This window comes from Priestia sp. P5_B4 (genome assembly GCF_056400385.1).
In genome coordinates, this window is sequence record NZ_JBFULJ010000957.1 from 1 (window position 1) to 1,384 (window position 1,384).

The following is a 1,384-nucleotide window of genomic DNA, read 5'->3' on the forward strand; positions in this document are numbered from 1 at the left end:
GAAAAAGAGCTGTTTCATCAACTAACATTTACCATTACGGAAAATGAGCGAATCGGCTTAATCGGTGTAAACGGAACAGGGAAATCAACGCTTCTTAAAATTATCGCAGGTTTAGAGCTCGGAGACGAAGGAGATATTTTTCATGCTAAAGACTACAGCGTGACATATTTACCACAGCATCCGGATTTTGATGAAGACTTAACGGTTTTGGAGCAAGTTTTCAGCGGAGATACGCCTCTTCTTAACTTATTAAAAAACTATGAGCTAGCTCTGTATGCGTTAGAGCAAGACTCTGCAAACGAAAAAAATCAGCAAACATTGTATGATTTGCAACAGAAAATGGATGCGATGAACGCGTGGGAAGCCAATTCTAACGCACAGTCGATTTTAACGAAGCTTGGAATTTCAAATATGAGTGCAAAAATTGGTGAGCTTTCAGGTGGACAGAAAAAGCGCGTCTCCATTGCGCAAAGTCTAATTCAAACACCTGATTTACTGATCTTAGATGAGCCGACTAACCACTTAGATTATGAGACCGTTAAATGGCTCGAAGAATATTTATCCAAATATCAAGGAGCCGTGCTGCTTGTTACTCATGATCGCTATTTTTTGGATGCTGTTACAAACCGAATTTTTGAATTAGACGGTGGAAATTTATATAGCTATAAAGGAAACTATGCTGCTTTTCTAGAAGGAAAAGCGATTCGAGAAGATCAGGAAAAAGCAACTCAAGCAAAATTAAGCAACTTATACCGCAATGAGTTGGCTTGGATTCGCAGAGGAGCAAAAGCACGTACGACTAAGCAAAAAGCGCGTATTCAGCGATTTGATGAATTAGAAGGGAAAATCGATTCCTCTGAAAAAGAATCACTGGATTTAAGTTTAGTAGGCAGTCGCCTTGGGAAAAAAGTGTTTGAATTAAAAGATGTGTCTAAGACGTATGAAAATAAAATCATTCTTTCAGACTTTACGCACATCGTGAAAAAACAAGATCGAATTGGAATTGTCGGAAAAAATGGAAGCGGAAAGTCCACCCTGTTGAATATGATTGCAGGACGCATTGAGCCGGACAGCGGTGAAATTGACAGAGGACAAACGGTTAAAGTTGCTTACTATACCCAAGAAAGCGATGATATGGACTTGAATCAACGCATGCTTGATTATATTAAAGAATCGGCAGAAGTTGTGCATACGACGGATGGGAAAATGATCTCTGCCTCGCAAATGCTTGAGAGATTTCTATTTCCTTCACATACGCACGGAACACCCATTCAAAAGTTGTCCGGAGGAGAGCGCCGTCGTTTATACTTGTTGAAATTATTAATGACATCGCCGAATGTTTTGCTTCTAGATGAGCCGACTAATGATTTGGATACTCAAACGC

1 protein-coding gene is annotated in these 1,384 nt (G+C 39.7%); it reads left to right on the plus strand.

The annotated features are described in order from the left end of the window. Nucleotides 1-1,384: ABC-F family ATP-binding cassette domain-containing protein (locus AC1DRF_RS27855; RefSeq protein WP_477742294.1), on the plus strand; the 1,384-nt coding region annotated here is incomplete at both ends.